Annotated in this window: 14 protein-coding genes; 8 read left to right on the plus strand and 6 right to left on the minus strand. The window is 47.1% G+C overall.

The window, feature by feature from the left end; genetic code table 11:
- Positions 1-683 precede the first annotated feature (683 nt).
- The gene (locus QUA70_RS26110) at positions 684-1,517 is read right to left on the minus strand and encodes an inositol monophosphatase family protein (RefSeq protein ID WP_333334198.1); all 834 of its coding nucleotides are present in this window, start codon (positions 1,515-1,517) and stop codon (positions 684-686) included.
- A 75-nt stretch (positions 1,518-1,592) separates the two neighbouring features.
- A complete protein-coding gene (locus tag QUA70_RS26115) occupies positions 1,593-3,026 on the minus strand; it encodes a BCD family MFS transporter (RefSeq protein WP_333350738.1) in 1,434 nt (477 codons plus the stop codon).
- Positions 3,027-3,169: 143 nt separating this feature from the next.
- Here QUA70_RS26115 and QUA70_RS26120 point away from each other — a divergent pair, with 143 nt between their 5' ends.
- Positions 3,170-4,114, plus strand: a complete 945-nt coding sequence (locus QUA70_RS26120) for an aldo/keto reductase (RefSeq protein ID WP_333334194.1) — start codon at positions 3,170-3,172, stop codon at positions 4,112-4,114.
- 141 nt (positions 4,115-4,255) lie between these two features.
- On the plus strand, positions 4,256-4,771 hold the full coding sequence (locus QUA70_RS26125) for an isoprenylcysteine carboxylmethyltransferase family protein (protein WP_333334193.1): 516 nt from the start codon (positions 4,256-4,258) through the stop codon (positions 4,769-4,771).
- 18 nt (positions 4,772-4,789) lie between these two features.
- On the opposite strand, the gene QUA70_RS26130 is transcribed toward QUA70_RS26125, so the two are convergent.
- Positions 4,790-5,443 carry a pentapeptide repeat-containing protein gene (locus QUA70_RS26130; protein ID WP_333334191.1) on the minus strand — a complete coding sequence of 218 codons (654 nt, stop codon included), beginning with the start codon at positions 5,441-5,443 and terminating at the stop codon, positions 4,790-4,792.
- A 50-nt stretch (positions 5,444-5,493) separates the two neighbouring features.
- Here QUA70_RS26130 and QUA70_RS26135 point away from each other — a divergent pair, with 50 nt between their 5' ends.
- The 5 genes from QUA70_RS26135 to QUA70_RS26155 all read left to right on the plus strand — a co-directional run bounded on the left by QUA70_RS26135 (position 5,494) and on the right by QUA70_RS26155 (position 10,843).
- On the plus strand, positions 5,494-6,927 hold the full coding sequence (locus QUA70_RS26135; protein WP_333334189.1) for a hypothetical protein: 1,434 nt from the start codon (positions 5,494-5,496) through the stop codon (positions 6,925-6,927).
- A gap of 407 nt (positions 6,928-7,334) precedes the next feature.
- Positions 7,335-8,918, plus strand: a complete 1,584-nt coding sequence (locus QUA70_RS26140) for a chloride channel protein (protein ID WP_333350740.1) — start codon at positions 7,335-7,337, stop codon at positions 8,916-8,918.
- A gap of 63 nt (positions 8,919-8,981) precedes the next feature.
- Positions 8,982-9,869 carry an Rpn family recombination-promoting nuclease/putative transposase gene (locus QUA70_RS26145; RefSeq protein WP_333350742.1) on the plus strand — a complete coding sequence of 296 codons (888 nt, stop codon included), beginning with the start codon at positions 8,982-8,984 and terminating at the stop codon, positions 9,867-9,869.
- 131 nt (positions 9,870-10,000) lie between these two features.
- A complete protein-coding gene (locus QUA70_RS26150; protein ID WP_333334183.1) occupies positions 10,001-10,480 on the plus strand; it encodes a J domain-containing protein in 480 nt (159 codons plus the stop codon).
- A gap of 90 nt (positions 10,481-10,570) precedes the next feature.
- Complete coding sequence (locus QUA70_RS26155; protein WP_333334181.1) at positions 10,571-10,843, plus strand: DUF3143 domain-containing protein; 273 nt, start codon at positions 10,571-10,573, stop codon at positions 10,841-10,843.
- A 138-nt stretch (positions 10,844-10,981) separates the two neighbouring features.
- Here the strand turns inward: QUA70_RS26155 and QUA70_RS26160 are convergent, their stop codons facing one another.
- The 3 genes from QUA70_RS26160 to lysA form a co-directional block, all read right to left on the minus strand.
- Positions 10,982-11,728 carry an isoprenyl transferase gene (locus QUA70_RS26160; protein ID WP_333350743.1) on the minus strand — a complete coding sequence of 249 codons (747 nt, stop codon included), beginning with the start codon at positions 11,726-11,728 and terminating at the stop codon, positions 10,982-10,984.
- Between the two features lie 20 nt (positions 11,729-11,748).
- Positions 11,749-12,642, minus strand: a complete 894-nt coding sequence (gene cdaA / locus QUA70_RS26165) for a diadenylate cyclase CdaA (RefSeq protein WP_333334177.1) — start codon at positions 12,640-12,642, stop codon at positions 11,749-11,751.
- Between the two features lie 230 nt (positions 12,643-12,872).
- Positions 12,873-14,291 carry a diaminopimelate decarboxylase gene (gene lysA, locus QUA70_RS26170; protein WP_333350744.1) on the minus strand — a complete coding sequence of 473 codons (1,419 nt, stop codon included), beginning with the start codon at positions 14,289-14,291 and terminating at the stop codon, positions 12,873-12,875.
- 185 nt (positions 14,292-14,476) lie between these two features.
- Here lysA and rimI point away from each other — a divergent pair, with 185 nt between their 5' ends.
- Complete coding sequence (gene rimI, locus QUA70_RS26175; RefSeq protein ID WP_333350746.1) at positions 14,477-15,154, plus strand: ribosomal protein S18-alanine N-acetyltransferase; 678 nt, start codon at positions 14,477-14,479, stop codon at positions 15,152-15,154.
- Positions 15,155-15,516 lie beyond the last annotated feature (362 nt).

The following is a 15,516-nucleotide window of genomic DNA, read 5'->3' on the forward strand; positions in this document are numbered from 1 at the left end:
TTATATTGCCGAGGAGAACTCGAATTCACTCATCTTTCTAAATGCTGTTTTCTCACTTTTTCAGCAAGCCCTATTTACAAACGCTGGTAGAATTGGGACTGCCGCTGTCAGCAACTCGGATGCGAGAATTGTGCTATCGAGATTAGTGCGATCGCGCACCGCAGACTTTTCCTAGTTTCTTCCGAGGTTTTTTATTGTACGATCGCACTGGATAACTCTTCGACCTAGCCAATATACCACTCATCTACTTTTTCCAACACCGCAGTAAGTGTATAGTCCTAGACGCACGCGGGGTCAAAAACCCGGTTTCTGCGTTAATATCGAGCGGCGAGAAATGCACGATTTTTCGGAGAAACCGGGTTTTTTGCGTCCAGGACTATGTATTTTCCATTGTGCTTCTACTGGAAAACAGGTATAATTTTATTTCCGAGATATAATAGCTAGTTGAAAAATTACCACAACTTGTACCAGCACCGCATCACCCGATCGACGTAAAACAAAACCACCCGATCGCAGATTGGCAGAAATAGACAAGAGTAGGCATACTTAAACCATCGGTCATCGGTCGGTATATTTCTTCCAAACAGCACGGCAGGCGTGGGAGACTCCTCCGTCACGCCTGCCCTGCAGTTTTATTTAATAATTGCTCGATTCCCTACGGGATAGCTTCGCTCGCGCGTAAATTACCCCATTTTTTTCTTCTTCCAAGCCTCCACAAATGGCAAAAACACCGACACCAACTCCTGCCGGTTCACCACCAAAGTCGGATAAGAAACTCTGCCGTAATTTTTACCCACTTCCAGCGGAAAAATCGCCTGGGATTCCAGTGGCAGCCAAACCGCACCCGCAGCTTTCACAATTACCCAACTCCCCGCAATATCCCAAATTTTCGGAGTCGCTTCCACCCCTCCCATAGCCACACCCGAAGCCACAGTCAAAAAATTGTAACTAGCCATGCCCAACATCCGAATTTTACTGGGAAGATGAGGCCCGACTCCCACACTCCGGGAACACAAATTAAAAATATGATTCCCGCTCATCTTATCAGCACTCGGACAAATCTGCCGATTGTTCAAAAAAGCACCTTGAGGCATATTTGCCAATACATTGTCGCCTGCCAAATCCCCTGCATAAAAACCGTGAAAAGATTGATTCACTGGCGGCAAATGCACGCAGCCAAAAACCGGAGTTCCGCGATACAATAAACCCAAAGAAATCCCCCAAATCGGAATTCCCCGAGCAAAATTAGTCGTAGCATCCAGAGGATCGACAACCCAACACCATTCCGTATCTGGAAAAACGTGTTCTCCTTCCTCGCTCAAAATTCCGTGACTGGGAAAAGTAGATGCGATCGCACTTCTAATCTCCGCATCCGCCCAATTGTCAGACTGCGTAACCAAACTCCCATCATCCTTCTCATCTGCTTGTGCAGAACCGAAATCTTTCAAAAACTGCTGGCCGACTCTCTTGACCGTAGTCTGAGAAAAACTTAAAATTGAATCCCAAAAATCCTTCATTTGCAGTTTTTTTGTATTAAGGACTGAAGTCTTTGATCGAGAAGAGAATGAGGACTAAAGTTCTCACTACAAACCTTAGTCTAAATCATTTTCAAGAATAGTGGCGATCGCACTTTTAGCATTATCCTGAAACTCCCCAACATCCACCCTACCCAACAGCCAAACAGCCAGAATCATACCCACCGCAGGCACAGCAAACACCAACCCATAAGCCAACATCGGCACCCCAAACAAACTCCTGCCCAAATCCAAAATAGCACCGCCGCTAACCGTCGCCACACCACGCGCCATCGCCTGCGACAAACCCCAAGCACCAATAAAAGTCCCCGCCGTTTCTGCAGCAGTCAAATCCAACATCAAACTCAGCGCACCCGTCGTCGTAATACCCGAAGCTAACCCAAACAACATTAAAGCTGACTTAAACACAATTGGATTTCCCGTAAATCCAGATAAAATAATTAAAACAAAACAAGCCGCCACAGACAAACAACCTAATCTAATCGTATTTTGCTTGCCGATGCGCGGTACAATAAAAAAACCAGTTGTAGCCAAACCGATCAGAGTACCAGTACCATAAATAGCATTCAACTGCGTAGTTTGCGAAATCGACATCTTAAAAATTTCCCCGCCGTAAGGTTCCAAAACCGCATCCTGCATAAACAAGCAAATTGTCATAATCAGCAGGAAAGTAAAAAATAAACCGGTTTGGCGGCTAGCAGTCAAAATCCGCAGCGCACTTCCCAGAGTAATTTTATCTTCTCGATTCACTGCCGACGATCGCACTTTGTACCGCGAATACTTTTTCTCAACCCCAAAAGTCGCAATCCCCACCAACAGCAAAACAAGCGCCGGCACCTTCACAAACAAACCGTTAATCGAAGCCTGCAACACTTCCCGCGGCACATCCCCATCAATTTGCTTCAACAAACCGCTGCTAACAATCGCCCCGATAATAATACCAACCATCAGCATCGACCACACCACCCCCACCAACTTTGATCGATCTTCCTCATCCGAAACATCCACCAACAAAGCAGCAAAAGGAGTCGAACTCGAACAAATAGCAATACCGTAAAGCGCAAAAATCAAACCCAACAAACCCACCCAACCGTAAGTAGGAGTAGTCCACCCTACAGCTTCCAAACTGCCGCCCAAGCGCCACATCACCTGTACCGCCAAAAAAGCAGAAATCACAAACAAAACGCTTCCTACCCATACATAACCCGTGCGGTGATGACCAAACAAAGGCTTAGCATCAGACATTTGCCCAAACCACACCCTAGCCGGCGCAACAAACTGGTGCATCGCCAGCGTAGCCGCCACCACAGTAGCCGGAATCGCCAACTCTTTAATCATCACGCGATTGAGCACCCCCAGCGTCAAAATCGACATCATGCCCAATCCCATCTGAAACAAACCCAACCGGAACATAGTCAGGAGGGAAACTCTTTTGATAGCAGCAGTCGCGGAATCTGTTAATCTAGAATCTGGCAAAGGGTCGATCGACATAACTATTCAAATAAACACAGCATGACTCATTTATAGTAACTGAGATACCCGCCACCAGCCGCGTTTCCTCCCGTGGCTAGAAGCTCGATCGCGATTATTTATATAAAAATAATAGACAATAAAGAATTGTGGATTTACCAACCGTGACAACCATTACCCTAGGACAAAATGGCCCACCCGTCATACCCCTGTGCGTCGGAACTTGGGCTTGGGGCGACAAAATATTTTGGAACTACGGCAGCAACTACGGCGCCGCCGAAGTAGAAGCAGCATTCAAAACATCCCTAGACGCGGGAGTCAACTTTTTCGACACAGCCGAAGTCTACGGTAACGGCTTGTCAGAAGAATTACTGGGGCAGTTTCTCAAAAAAACCACCCAACCCGTGCACATAGCCACAAAATTCGGCCCCGTACCTTGGCGGATTACAGGAAAATCAGTTTCCGACGCTTTGAGTGCCAGCTTAAAACGCTTGCAAATAGAACAAATAACCCTCTACCAAGTGCACTGGCCCTTCACTTTTTTGCTGAGTCAAGAAACCCTAATGAACGCCTTAGCCGATGAAGTAAAACAAGGCAGAATTCAAGCAGTAGGAGTCAGCAACTATTCAGTAGAACAGATGCGCCAAGCCCACAAAATACTAGCAGCCAGAGGCGTTCCCCTAGCAACCAATCAAGTCCGCTACTCATTGCTGTCGCGGCAAGTAGAAAAACAAGGGATTGTGAGTGCAGCCCGCGAATTGGGAGTAACAATTTTAGCGTACAGCCCCTTAGCCCAAGGATTGCTTACCGGAAAATACACAGCCCAAGAACAACCTACAGGAGCCCGCAAAATGGACTCCCGCTTCAGTAAAACAGGCATCGAGAAAATCGAATTAGTCATGTCCACACTGCGAAAAATGGGCAGAAAGCGCGATCGAACTCCCGCCCAAGTTGCCTTAAACTGGTTAATAGCTCAAAACAAAGTCATCCCCATTCCCGGTGCCAAAACCGCAAAACAAGCCCAAGAAAATGCAGGCGCATTAGGCTGGAGTTTAAGCCAAGATGAAGTCAACCAACTAGAACTAATGACTCGTCCCTGGCTAGAATAAATTTGTTAATTGTTGATAGTTCACTGTTGACTGTTGACTGTTGACTGTAAATATCCTGTAGGTTGGGTAGAACGAAACCCAAGTTATACCCAACCTAAAGTTCGTTTCCCTCTTCCCTCTTCCCTCTTCCTTTGTCTTACTATGAAAATCTTAACTGATTGGGGTTTCACGCGCGAAGGCTGGCGCAATAACCGCCGCGGCGAATATTTAGTTTTGCTTCAAGGAGGATTGCTCACAGCATTTGTAATCTTACCAGTTTATCAACTGCCAGGATTAAAAATTCAATCAACCAACTTACTTTATATTATCTGGTTTATAGCCAGTATTCTCGGCTTAACCGGATTAATTTTCATCATCAAAGCATTGATAGACTTAGGAAAAAATCTCACACCTTTACCGTATCCCATAGAAAACGGAGAATTAGTCCAAACAGGCATTTACGGAATAGTGCGGCATCCATTATACAGCGGCTTAATTTTAGCAGCCCAGGGCTGGACACTTTTTCAAATGAGCATATCCCACTTAATAGCCAGCGCACTATTAATAATACTTTTCGAGATCAAAGCCAACCGAGAAGAAACCTGGTTAACCAAAAAATATCCCGACTATTCAGATTACCGCCAGCGAGTAAAAAAAATAATTCCCGGCATCTATTAACAGGAATCAACCCGAAAATTATTCATGCTTTGTCCCATCAGGCATAATTGCCCCCTTTAAATTAGCTCCTGCCAAATTGGTACTAAGCAGCAAAGCATTCCTCAAATTAGCACCCTTTAAATTAGCCTCTTCCAGGTTTGCCATCCAGAGATTTGCCCCCTCCAAATTCGCGCCCTCCAAGTTAGCATTGACCAGAAAAGTCCCTTTCATGAAAGCACCTTTTAAATTGGCATTTTTCAAGTTATTAGCTCCCAAATAAGCATCCTCTAGAAAGGCATTTTCTAGATTGCTGCCCTCCAAATTTGCCCCAGCCAAATTGCTGCTTATCAGGTAGGCCCCGCGCAAATTTGCTTTGTTCAAATTAGCATTGACCAAATTGGCACTCCACAAATTGGCATCTTTGAGGTTAGCATTTTCTAAATTAACGCCTTCGAGAAAAACAGCACTCAAATTAGCCCCTGAGAGATTGCAATCCCCACATTCTCGGGTTATAAGCAAGTGTCGGACTCGATGCTTGACTGAGACAAGGTTGGCTGCCAAAATTATCAAACCTGTACCTGTTAAGGCGATAATGGTAAAAGTGGTCAATTTGATTGCACTTACAAGTTTTCTCTGTTGTACTTCTCGGAAAATCCGCTCGCAGCCCCTAAAAATATTTACAGAATTGCTCATATTTATAATCCAGTGTTTTGCTTCCCTGCCCTTCCCCTTCCCCTTACCTTATGAAAAAACAGTTAAAATTTAAATTCCTGACGATCGCACTTATTGTAAGCTTAGCAATAATCGGTGTCGGATGCAATCGCCTTTTCACAAAACCCTTTCAACTTCCCGCCTCAGCCAAACAAGAACCCTGGCCAATTCAAACAGGCCTCCGAGCAGCCATCCTCCGTGACAACATACCAACAGTCAACCGCGTAGTTTTAGTACCAGACGAAGCCACCTTCTTAGCAGCAATCCAAAAATGGAATCTCAAAGGAAACTGGCCTATTCTCATCGAAGACAAAAAATATGCGCCCATGTTTGTGCAGCGCTTTCAACCCGAAGAAATAGTCCGTTTGCCAAGCATCAAACAGCAACTGCCAAAAAATCAAAAACTCCAACAACTAATGCTGAATGCAGCAGCAGCAGCCTGGAATGCCACCGATACTCCAACCTTAAAAGCACAATGGAAGCAACTCGGCTGGGAACCCCCAGGAGTAGTAATCACATCAGAAAACGACGCCGCACGTTCTGCTGCAGTTGCCTTAGCAGCCGCTCACGGCCAACCTTTAGTATTTCTAGAAGGCAACTTCGGAAAAGCAAACGATACCCTCAATAACACACAGTGGAAAAATCTGCAAACCGAAATTAAAAAAGCTGTCGAATCAACCGGATATTTTTACTCTCAACTCGCAGACCCGATCGACACAATCACTATTGTACGCCAACTAGCAGTCAAATATCAATCTCCTGAAAAACCCGACGAACAACTAGCCGTTACCGACGGTTTGGGACGACACCCCAACGGCGAACGCTGGGCGGCTGTGGGCTGGATTTACGGCTCGGAAGTGCGATCGATCTATCAAGCCATGTGCGCCTTATTTCTGGATACCGAAACCGCCATGCTTTATGACAGTTACCCCAAGGAAGGAAATTGGGGAAAATATGAAATGGAGGAAGCAGCTAGCGGACTAAAAACCATAGGTTTGAATGTCGAAGTAGTGCAGCAACCAGAATCTAGCTTGGAAAAGTGGCGGAGTTTAGCCTCAAAACCGTGGACATTTGACTTAATATTAATGAATTCCAAAGGCTATCCAAAATCATTCCAAGTCGGCAACGGCGACGCTTCAGTTGAGGACATACCCAAACTTCAATTTCCCGCAGCAATCCACATGATTCACAGTTGGTCAGCAGCAGCGCCAGATGACACAAATACCGTTGCCGGAAGGTGGCTAGAAAATGGTGCTTACGCATATATTGGCAGCGTCAACGAACCTTTTTTATCTGCATTTATTCCGCCTAAATTAATGGTCGATCGCCTAAAGCGAGGATCACCCTTTTTAATCGCAGCACGCCAGCTAGAATCCCCTCCCTGGAAAGTCGCCACCATCGGCGATCCGCTAATGTCGATCGCCAAACCCAGACCCAGAATCCCGCCCACTGAACAACCGATGTGATATTATGCGCGATCGAGGAATTTTAGATTTAAGATTTGTGGTTTGAAATTAGTGGTTTTAAGGTAAAGTCTCAAATCACCAATTTTTAAATCGGAATGTTGTGTTTCCCTGAGTTATATGATATTGCGAGTTCACTCAGGCGATCGCCCTAAGCCCCAACACTGTAGTAAATATAGTTAATTAGCATTATTGTGAAAGTATATCTAAATTTGAATGTAACTGAGCATACAATCACGGCAAATCCGCCTATCCTCAGAATCAATCATTCCACCCCAGCCACCAGCCCAAAAAATACGCCCTAAAATACGCCTTAATTAACTTGTCAATTCCCGTAAAATCACTCAAAATGAAAATAAGAAATAAATTGTAATATTTATATAACTTCTCACCGAAGAATTAACCGCTAAATGAGAGCCACCCATCCTGTGGATCTGCCGCCACCCGGCCCAACCGCAGCAACTCCCCAAGCCTCCCGCCTAAGCCCGCTATTCAACCGCCTGCACCCCAGCCCAGAAACGCTCCTGCTCATCCTCTCCCTAGTCATAGGGGGAGTTACGGGTGCAGGCGTCGTCACGTTTCACTACCTCATCCACTTCATCCACAGCCTGATGCTGGAAGACTTCATGGGTGCGATCGCCTCGAAAGGCTCTTGGACGCTAGCCTGCATTCCCACCATCGGCGGAGTCGTCATCGGGCTGATGCGTTGGCGGTTTCGGGATTTTGGCCCGAATATGTCTTCCTTAATTGCAGCCACCCGCGGCCTGCAAGAACTCTCCCCCCTCAAACCCATCACCAAAATGGTGGCAGCCTCCGTTTCCCTCGGCACCGGCGCCTCCCTGGGCCCGGAAGCCCCCAGCGTCGAAATCGGCGCCAACTTCGGAATGCTGCTGGCTCAAGTCTTGCAGCTCTCCCCAGAACGGCAGCGCTTGCTCCTCGGCGCCGGAGCTGCTGCAGGTTTATCTGCCGGGTTTAACTCTCCCATCGCCGGAGTCTTCTTTGCTTTAGAAGTCGTGCTCGGCAGCACCTTCGCCACTTCCTCAGTCAGCGTTGTCTTGCTCTCCGCCGTAGTTTCCGCGCTGATAGCTCAAATCTGCTTGGGAGCTCAGCCGGCCTTTGCTTTGCCGGTTTACGATGTTCGCAGCCCCTTAGAACTACCTCTGTACATGGGATTGGGACTTTTGGCGAGCGGAGTGTCTCTAGTCTACACAGAAGCTATTCAATTGGCCGAGCGCTGTTTTCAAGGAAAAATCCGAGGATTTGCTTGGCTCGGACGACTGCCCCGGCCGCTGCACCCGATCATCGGCGGGGCCTGCGTCGGCTTAGTAGCCCTGCAATTGCCTCAAATTTTGGGTGTCGGCTACGAAACAGTCCAAGCAATGCTTCAAGATGTTAAATTTTCCTTGCCTTTGCTGCTGCTGCTGCTGTTTGTCAAACTGGCAATGACAGCAATCAGCCTCGGCAGCGGTTTAGTGGGCGGCATCTTCGCTCCGGCGATGTTTTTGGGAGCTTCCCTGGGTTCGGCTTACGGCCTCTTTTTGGAAATGCTGCCGGCAATGAGCGATCGAGTCGCGGGCCCTCCCGCCTACGCAATGGTGGGAATGGCCGCCGTCCTCGCCGGCAGCGCCAGAGCACCGCTGACAGCCATCCTATTGATGTTTGAATTAACCCGCGATTATCGGATTGTCTTGCCTTTGATGGCAGCAGTCGGATTGAGCGTTTGGCTGGTGGAGTGGGTCAACCGTCGATCGACAGCCCACAGCCTCAACCTTCAGCAAATGGGCGTAGACGTAGCTCTCAATACACCGATCAAAGCCAGAGAACAGTTGCAGGATTGGGAAGATGTTCTGGGCGATCGCATCGTCACAGAACTGATTTCTTGCCAACTTCCCACCGACGGCGAACACAGTATCGAGAAGCCTGTGCTGGCTATGGCTCACGCACATTTACCAGAAGATGTCAAGCCTTTGCCTGAAACAAAATCAGCAGTCTGAGTGAGTTAGATTCCGGTTGCTTCCTCACCAAACTAATAGTCGAAAAGCACCCCTCTGACAACCATGATATTTATCAACCCGAAAACCGATTACGCCTTCAAAAAAATCTTCGGTTCCTCAGAAAGCAAAGATATTCTAATTAGCTTTCTCAACGCCTTAATTTATGAAGGCAATTCCACCATCCAAGACTTAGAAATTATCAACCCAAATCTACCACCCAAACTTGAAGGATTAAAAGATAGTTATCTGGATGTGAAAGCCAAACTAAGCGACGGCACTTTAGTAATTATTGAAATGCAGGTGCTCAACGTCCAATCTTTTGGCAAGCGAGTTTTGTACAATGCAGCAAAGACTTATGCTTTTCAATTGGAAGCGGCACAAGGATATCGATTGCTGAAGCCAGTGATTGCTTTGACAATTACTGATTTTGAAATGTTTCCTAACAGCGCAGAATGGATTTCGAGATTTGTGTTTAAAGAAGTAAAGAAAAACTTTACTTATCCCGAAAACGATCTAGATTTAGTGTTTGTAGAGTTGCCAAAGTTTATCAAAGGACAGGAGGAACTTGAAAGTTTAGCAGACAAATGGATTTATTTCATGAAAAATGCCAGAAGTCTGACATCAGTTCCCGAAACAATGGATAGCATACCAGAAATACATGAAGCTTTTAATATTGCCAATCAAGCCAAGTTAAGCCGGGAGGAAGTGGAAGATTTGGACAGAAGAGAACAGTTTATTTATGACCAACAAGGAGCAATTATTAAGGCTGTTCAGGAAGGCATAGAACAAGGCATAGAACAAGGCATAGAACAAGGTCTAGAACAAGGAAAGCGAGAAGAGAAGTTGGCGATCGCCCGACAATTACTCTCACAGCTAGATAATGCCACGATTAGCCTAGTTACCGGGCTTAGCGTTGAGGATGTGCAGAATTTGCGCTCGACCAATTCATAGTTTAAAGTGGGCGATCGTAGGTTGAGCCGATCGCCCACCCTCAACCCCTCGACATCGCAGACAGTGGCGCTACCCTCAAATCTGCTCTAAAATAATCAAAAACTATTCACAACAAGCCCAGAGGCGCTGAGGTGACTCCTAACGAGGGAACGGCAAACAGCAAAAGTCAGAAAATACCCGGCAAAACCCCCTTGGGTTCTAGTTACTACGGCTTGTTAGGGCTGCATCCTTCAGCCTCAGCGATCGAAATTAGGCGATCCTACCGGGAACTGAGCAAACTCTACCATCCCGATACCACCGATTTGCCGCCCGCAGTCGCCACCGCCAAATTTCAGCAGCTCAACAACGCCTACGCCACCCTCAGCAACCCAGAACGTCGCCTCGCCTACGACCTGAAAATAGGCTATTCTCGACTGAACGTGATTGCGCCACCCCCAGGCTTCCATACTCCTGTTTCGGGATCGGGCAAAAAAACTTCCAACTCCGCTTACCTAGATCCCACGGATCGACCTCTTTCCCCCGGAGAAATGTTCGCCCTGTTGATCATGGGAGCTAGCTTAATCGGATGTTTGGTACTGGCGATCGCGATCGGCTTAATTCGCGGCAATTAAAGCCTCAAATCCCCACTCTCCAATCCGAAATCCCACATCTCACATCCCAAGTCTAAAATCCCCAATCTAAAATCTAAAATCTAAAATCCCATGACTCTTCCTTCCGCTGACACTCCATTGTACAACCATCCACTTCCGGAAATCGAGCAGTGGCTAAAAAGCCGCGGCTGCCAGCAAGATCGGCGAGAACTCCACTGCTGGCAGATCGAGCAGCTTACATGGAAAGCAGAACTCTCCCTCGATATTGACCAACTCACCGTCCGCTACATCGATGCTGGAACCGACGGCCAAGACATTCAGCGAGCATTCAAATACTCCCTCTCACGTCAGGACATTGAAGCGGCCGTTTTCTCCGGCCCGTAATTTGATTTTAGATTTTAGATTTTAGATTTTAGATTTGTCCTCCAATCTAAAATCTAAAATCGTTATGTTGAGCAGGAGATGACCTACTTGGAAACTGAAAAATCAACCAAAAAATCCAAAATCTCAAATCCAAAATCGTTAGACTTTGCCAAATCGGCGACTGCGCTGCTGATAATCAGACAAAGCGCGGTGAAACTCCGATCGATCAAAATCCGGCCACAGCGTCTCAGTAATGTAAATTTCCGAATAAGCCATTTGCCATAGTAGAAAATTGCTCAACCGCATTTCCCCACTCGTCCGGATCAGCAAATCCGGGTCACAAACATCAGCAGTATACAAATAGCGTTTAAATAAAACCTCATCAATTTCCTCCGGCTGCAACTTGCCCTCTTTCACCTGAGTGGCGATCGCCCGACAAGCTTGTACAATCTCCTGACGCCCCCCGTAATTCGTTGCCACCGTAAACAAAATCCCCTGATTGTGCTGAGTTGCCGTCACAGAACGCTCGATTTCCGCCTGCAAAGACTTCGGCAAAGCCTGCAAATTCCCCATAAATTGAATTTGCACGTCCTCGTCCACCATCTCCCGCAATTCTTGCCGCAGCTTACCCTCAAACAAACTCATTAAAAAATCCACCTCGCCGGCCGGCCGCCCCCAATTCTCAGTCGAAAAAGCATAGGCCGTTAAAGCTGGAATCCCCCAATCTTTGCAGCAGCGCAGCAGTTCCTTCAGAGTGCTAGCTCCTCGGCGGTGTCCCGCAATCCGCGGCAACCCCTTCTTCTTAGCCCAGCGCCCGTTCCCGTCCATAATCACTGCTATGTGCTTAGGCAGTAGTTCCTGTTGCAGATCCTCCGGCAACTTTTCCAAGCAAATTCCTTGACTCATGGTTTCTCCCGATTACCCGACTAACGGCGCAGTATCCGTTTTAACAGCGTCACTCCCTTCAATCCTATCTGGCGTCCGAGATTGCCGATCGGAATTGGAGCCACAGCTCTTTCTCCCTCGGACGGAAACAGCTTTGCTTCCAGCAATTCCTTAAGTTTGCTGCTAGTCAAAGGTCGATTTAAAAGTCCCATCTGGGCTAAAGAAATAGAACCCGTTTCCTCCGACACCACCACGCACACGCAAGCTTGCACCCTTTCCGTAATCCCCATTGCCGCCCGATGGCGGGTTCCCAACTGTCGCGACGCAGTGCGATCGGACAAAGGCAAAATTACCCCCGCCGACACGATCCGCGAACCTCGAATCAAAACAGCTCCGTCATGCAGCAAAGTTTGCGGCTGAAAGATTGTCTGCAACAATTCTTTAGAAACTTCAGCATTTAGCTTTAGTCCCGGCACCGAAAAATCTCGATCATCGATCGGAGAATCTGTTTCTATAATTAGTAAAGCGCCCGTACGGTTTTGCGAAAGTTCTTTTACTGCGTCCACAATTTCATCTATTACGCTGTCCGGTTCGGGTTTTGGTCGGCGATCGCGTCCAAACAATTGCCGAAATTCCCCCCGACCCAATTGTTCCAGAAATCGGCGAAACTCCGACTGCAATATTACCGCCATTGCCACAGCAGAACCCGTCACCAAGCTGTTGAGGGCAACGTGCAACAGCCTCAATCCAGCCCAGTTGCTCACCGCCGCCGCCAGCATCAAAATAATAAATCCCCGTACCATCCACAGCGTTCTGCGCTCGCCAACAATGACGAGCACCAAATACGCAAGGGCAAAAACCAGTCCAATATCGATCCCTTGAATCAATAAGGACTGAACCAGGGCCAAGTCAAAGCCAGATTGTTGATTGTTCATGGTTCATCGAACGCTACCGCCTGTGAACCGCGAACCGTGATGCACTCGAACCCATGAACCATGAACAGTTGTTATAAGGAATATGCTGAAAATCCCCGTGTTTTTAGACTGGGGAGTGTCAATCCAATCGCGTGACTGAACAAGGCAAAAGTTAAAAGAGAAAAGGCAATCCTCACTAAGTAAACATGGATTGTCTTTCTTTTAACTTTTAACTTTTAACTTCTAAGTTTTTACTTTTGAGATCCGAGTCGTTCAGGAAGGCGGTCAAGCCTCAGCAAATCCTGGTAAGTTTCCCGCTGTATAATCGTGTTAACTTCCCCATTTCTCACTAAAACCGCTGCCGGTCGGGGTACTCGGTTGTAGTTAGAAGCCATACTGTAATTGTATGCCCCTGTGGCCGGAACGGCGAGGACATCTCCTGCCTGACACTCTGGCAATTTGGCATCTTTAATCAAAACATCGCCTGATTCGCAGTGTTTCCCAGCAATTGTCACTGTTTCCGTTAAGGGATCACGCATTTTGCCGGCTGCGAGGACTCGATAAAGTGATTGATAGGTAATAGGACGCGGATTGTCCGACATCCCGCCATCAACAGCTAGATACGTCCGCATTTCCGGAATGACTTTTTTAGAGCCAACGGTGTAAGCTGTAACGCAAGCTGTACCGACGAGCGATCGACCCGGTTCGCAAAGCAATTTAGGCAAGGGCAATTGCTGCCGCTCGCAAGCTGCTACTACTGCGGAGCAAATTGTACGAGCCCAATCTTCAATGCTAGGAGGATCGTCCGCTTCAGTATAGCGAATGCCCAACCCACCGCCAATATTAATTTCTGTTGCTGGCAAACCATAACTCTGTGCTTTAGTCAATGCCTGAATTATGACTTCAGCTAAATCGTCATGGGGTTGCAGTTCAAAAATTTGAGAGCCGATGTGAGCGTGCACTCCCACGCAAAATAACGACGGCTGTTGGCTGATGAATTTAAATACTCGATCGAGCGAGTTGGGATCGAAGCCAAATTTACTATCGATTTGACCCGTCTGAATGTACTCGTGGGTGTGACACTCAATTCCAGGAGTAAACCGCACCATAACTCGTGTTGGCCCACCTGTGAGGCTGCTGACACCCAATTCTCCCAACTCTGCTAGAGTTTCTAAATCCCGCCAATTGTCGGCTACGGTAATGCAGCCGTTTTCGACAGCTAGCTGCAGCTCCTCGCGGGACTTGTTGTTACCGTGGAAGTAGATTTTGTCGGGACTGACGCCGGCTTGCAGTGCAGTGTGAATTTCTCCGGCGGATACGACATCTATCCCTAAACCTTCCGAAGCTGCGATCGCGCAAACTGCCAAACAACTCCAAGCTTTAGAAGCATAGAGCACTTGAGATTCGCCCGGATAGTAACGCTTAAAAGCATCCCGGTACTGGGTACAAGCCGCCCGCAGCGTTTCTTCGTCTAAAATGTACAACGGCGAGCCAAATTGCTCCACCAAAGCTGTCACCTCGCAGCCTCCGATTTCCAACCGATCGCTGCTGTTAACACTGGCTGTCAGCGGTAACAGTTCTTGATTGGGCGATCGATTTTGCAGGGCTTGTTGAGACTCAGAGAGATACTTAAGTCCCGATTCGACCCCGAAAGATTGAGTTAATACCATCGCGCAATAACTATCCTAGGTTATTAGTCAGCAGTCATTAATCAGCAGTCAGCAGTCGGCAGTCAGCAGTCGGCAGTCATTGGTCGTTGGCAGTAGACTAATGTCTGGAGACTTGTGAGTCATGACTCAAAACTAGCAACAAACAGCTAATCGCTACTGTGTTTTCCAGTGTACAATTTACAGCCGTGCGTTTTCTACAAATTAAACATCTCACCGCCGAAGACCTCAACAGTGCAGTCGAACTCGATCGGCTCTGTTTTGGCGGACTTTGGACTTTAGAAGGCTATGGACGCGAGTTAGGCAGTCCTAACAGCGATTTACTGGGTTTGTGGGCCTCGGAAACCGAGGTCAGCGCATCAGAAGGATTCGACAGCGAACTCGAGTCGATCGATCCCAACAGCATTCTCAAATCAAAACCGCTAAGTGTTGAGAATTCCTCGCCAGCAACTCCCACCTCAAAACTTACCCCAACCCTGATCGGTTTGGGTTGCCTGTGGGCAATTTTAGAAGAAGCTCATATTACAATTTTGGCAATTCATCCTCGCTTTCAAGGTCAGGGTTTAGGACAAGCTCTGCTTTGGGCTTTACTAACAAAGGCTCACTACAGACAATTAGAACGGGCCACTTTAGAAGTGCGGGGCTCTAATTTAGCCGCAGTGTCTCTGTACAATAAATTTGGTTTTAAAGAGGCAGGACGCCGGAAAAAATACTACAAAGACACCGGAGAAGATGCTCTGGTAATGTGGCGCAGCGGCATAGATAAACCTGAATTTAAGCAATATTTTGCCGTTGAGAAAGTGCAAATTTGCGATCGGTTGCATCAGAAAAACTGGCATTTAGCGAGCGAGAGTTTTGAGTTTTAAATCTAATTTGTGGCGAATTTAATAAGACTTAGCATAAGGGCGCATCACCTTGGTTTTTTTTACCAAAAGACGCATGACAGCCTGCAGATTCAGTAAAAAATATGCTGGTTGAGCGAAGTTAAAACCCGGTTTCGATGAGTGGGAGTGCGATCGCGAACTATTTAATAAAAAAACATAATACCCAAATCCCCAACTTATTTAAGAAGTCGGGGTATTTAATATAATTACTGAGATTTTCCAAATATCTAGTTATTTGGGAGCAAAAACTCTAGTAAATTTACCGTATATCAATACTCCGGACAGTTTTTAAGCAGCCAAAGTACCATAAGACAAGACTGAAGAAAGATTAGGATGGTTTAAAA

Origin of the sequence: Microcoleus sp. LAD1_D5, assembly GCF_036702115.1 — a bacterium.
Classification (GTDB): Bacteria; Cyanobacteriota; Cyanobacteriia; order Cyanobacteriales; family Microcoleaceae; genus Microcoleus.